6 protein-coding genes are annotated in these 2,584 nt (G+C 35.6%); 3 read left to right on the forward strand and 3 right to left on the reverse strand.

Going from position 1 to position 2,584, the window contains the following annotated elements:
* Positions 1 to 541 (forward strand): FAD-dependent oxidoreductase (locus AC6F75_RS02415; protein WP_500713337.1); only part of this gene is annotated, 541 nt, incomplete at its 5' end.
* A 12-nt stretch (positions 542 to 553) separates the two neighbouring features.
* On the opposite strand, the gene AC6F75_RS02420 is transcribed toward AC6F75_RS02415, so the two are convergent.
* From AC6F75_RS02420 to AC6F75_RS02430, 3 genes are all read right to left on the reverse strand, one after another.
* A complete protein-coding gene (locus AC6F75_RS02420; protein WP_500713339.1) occupies positions 554 to 694 on the reverse strand; it encodes a 30S ribosomal protein THX in 141 nt (46 codons plus the stop codon).
* 98 nt (positions 695 to 792) lie between these two features.
* A complete protein-coding gene (locus AC6F75_RS02425) occupies positions 793 to 1,362 on the reverse strand; it encodes a YceI family protein (RefSeq protein WP_500713341.1) in 570 nt (189 codons plus the stop codon).
* Positions 1,363 to 1,428: 66 nt separating this feature from the next.
* A complete protein-coding gene (locus AC6F75_RS02430; protein WP_500713343.1) occupies positions 1,429 to 1,878 on the reverse strand; it encodes a MarR family transcriptional regulator in 450 nt (149 codons plus the stop codon).
* A gap of 129 nt (positions 1,879 to 2,007) precedes the next feature.
* Here AC6F75_RS02430 and AC6F75_RS02435 point away from each other — a divergent pair, with 129 nt between their 5' ends.
* The gene (locus tag AC6F75_RS02435) at positions 2,008 to 2,193 is read left to right on the forward strand and encodes a hypothetical protein (protein WP_500713345.1); all 186 of its coding nucleotides are present in this window, start codon (positions 2,008 to 2,010) and stop codon (positions 2,191 to 2,193) included.
* 106 nt (positions 2,194 to 2,299) lie between these two features.
* Positions 2,300 to 2,584 (forward strand): rhodanese-like domain-containing protein (locus tag AC6F75_RS02440; RefSeq protein WP_500713347.1); only part of this gene is annotated, 285 nt, incomplete at its 3' end.

Consider the following 2,584-nt stretch of genomic DNA (forward strand, 5'->3'; position numbering starts at 1 on the left):
TTGTGACGGATTTTTTTACAAAGGTCAGGAAGTGGCAATCGTTGGGGGAGGAGACACCGCAGCCGAAGAAGCTACTTATCTCGCTAATATTTGCAAGAAAGTCACTATGCTTGTAAGAGGCAGTGAAATGAGAGCCTCAAAAGCAATGCAGCACAGAGTTACTTCAACAGCAAATATAGATTTAAAATATAACACCGAAGTTGAAGAAGTGTTGGGGGATCAGGTAGTTGAAGGACTTAGAATGGTCAACAACATTACCGGAGAAAAAGAGGAAATAAATATCACCGGACTTTTTATCGCCATTGGTCATAAACCGAACACTGATATTTTTAAAGGTCAGTTGGATATGGACGATATGGGATATATTATCACTAAGGGTAAATCTACCAAAACCAACAAACCCGGAGTATTTGCTTCAGGCGATGTTCAAGATAAAGAATACAGACAAGCAGTTACAGCTGCCGGTACGGGTTGCATGGCAGCTCTGGATGCTGAACGTTATTTATCAAGTATCGAAAAGCAAGAAGTTGTAGAAAACTAAACAAAAGCCGGTTCATCCGGCTTTTTTGTTTTTAGACGGCTTGTCCTTAACAGATTTTGGCTTAAAACTTATCTTTTTATTTTTTGGGCGAAGTTTCCCAAAAGACCCTATTGCTATTTTTCCTCTTCGTGTTTTTTTGTCTCCTTTTCCCATAAAAGTTTAGTTTTGAATATTTAACGTGTCATAAAGATATAAAAAAAGACCCGTTTTAAACGAAAAACAGGTCTTAAGATTTTTATAATGGAGATGAATTAGAACTTTAAAGTGACATCCAATTCAAAGTCATCATAGATGGTATTGTCGCCCAAGTTTGCAAAGAAACTACCTGAACCATACCTTACATTAAATTTTGTTCTGTCAATTTTCAAACTGGCTGTAGCTGTGTTTCCATTCATCTTTAGTAGAAAGGCAATTGGCTCTGTGATCCCTTTTATGGTAATTTCACCATTGATGTAGTAACCATCGGAAGTTTTATTTCCGCTTTTTACTACTAGTGTAGAGGTAGGAAACTTTTCCACACTAAAGAAATCATCAGATCTTAGGTGACCTTCAAGTTGTGCTTTGCTGTCACCTTTTAAATCCTCAACTACAATTGATGTCATATCGATTACAAACTGTCCACCTGTAATTTGGTTGCCGGTCATAACGAGCGAACCTTCTTTCAGGTTTATTAATCCATAGTGAGAACCCAATATTTTTTTCCCTTTCCAGGTAATTGTACTTTCTGTTACTTTCATTTCTTTTTCCATAGGTTTTGTAAACGCTACTGTTGTTAAAATTAATACAGAGGCGCCAACGCCTTTTAGAATGTTTGTTTTCATAATTTACTTTTTTTGGTTTTTTAATGATTTAATATTTGTATATACAAATGTTAGCATAAAAAAATATTACCTTATTTTATCTAACAAATTGTTCAAGGTGTTGAGTTCCACAAGCGTAAATTCTTTTAAAATGGTGTTGTTGTTTGCTTGTGTAACCGGGTCGATTTGTTCCAATAAATCAAGTCCCTTAGCGGTAATTAAAATTTCAACTTTTCTTCTGTTGCTTTCACAAACGGTCCTCTCCGCAAGGCTTTTGTCTATGAGTTTGTCAACAAGTCGGGTAGTGTTACTCATTTTGTTGATCATTCGTTCCTGAATAGTAAATAGGTTTGCGGGTTTGCCTTTTTGACCTCTTAATATTCTGAGAACATTATATTGTTGCATAGAAATTTTATAGGGTTTAAGCATTTCTGCCACGTGCTCTTCAACAATGCGGCTGGTGTACATAATGTTTAAAACCGTCTTGGTAATCGGGTTTAAAGGTACTGTGGATTTTATGGCTTCTTCTATTGTCATAACAAAAATTGTAGGTACAAATATAGTAATTATATTACATGAAAGAACAGATTAACAAAAATTTATGTTTTTGATGAAAAGCAAAAAACCTATCCACAATATGGAGCCATCAGAACACCACATGTTTACTTGCTTGAAAAAACAAGCAAAGGAAATATTGTAAGGTATTTAGGTGCTATTGACGATAATTTCAGAGATGCATCTGCTGTTCAGGAAAAGTTACTTGAAAATGCCATTGACGCCATTATGAATAAAACGGAAATGCCTGTAAAAACAACCCGAGCCATTGGGTGCATTATTAAGGTGAAATCATAATGGAGTTTTTAAATGGTTTAAATTTTTTAACCGGAAGCTGTAAGGTTTTCGGTTTTTTTTCGTTTGTAATTTTAATTCCCGTAATTTTGGGAAATTTTTAAAATCTATGCAAGAACTGAATTCAAAAGAGTGGCGTGAAAAAGCAACAGTTGATGCCAAGGGAGTGATACTCGATGTGAGAACTCCTGAAGAATGCGATGAAGGAACGATTGCCGGCGCAATTCAAATGGATATTATGAATCCCGGTGAATTTATGCAAAAGGCCCAAGAGTTGGATCCTTCAAAAAATTACTATGTTTACTGCCGTGCAGGAGGCAGAAGCGCTCAAGCTTGTGCTGTTTTAAAATCTTTAGGAATTAATGATACATACAACTTAATTGGTGGCATCACT

It is taken from the genome of Planktosalinus sp., from assembly GCF_059864935.1.

What these genes read in the sequence shown, in the direction of transcription:
- AC6F75_RS02420 (WP_500713339.1), bottom strand. Translation starts at nt 694, where the DNA reads ATGGGAAAAGGAGACAAAAAAACACGAAGAGGAAAAATAGCAATAGGG.
- AC6F75_RS02425 (WP_500713341.1), bottom strand. Translation starts at nt 1,362, where the DNA reads ATGAAAACAAACATTCTAAAAGGCGTTGGCGCCTCTGTATTAATTTTA.
- AC6F75_RS02430 (WP_500713343.1), bottom strand. Translation starts at nt 1,878, where the DNA reads ATGACAATAGAAGAAGCCATAAAATCCACAGTACCTTTAAACCCGATT.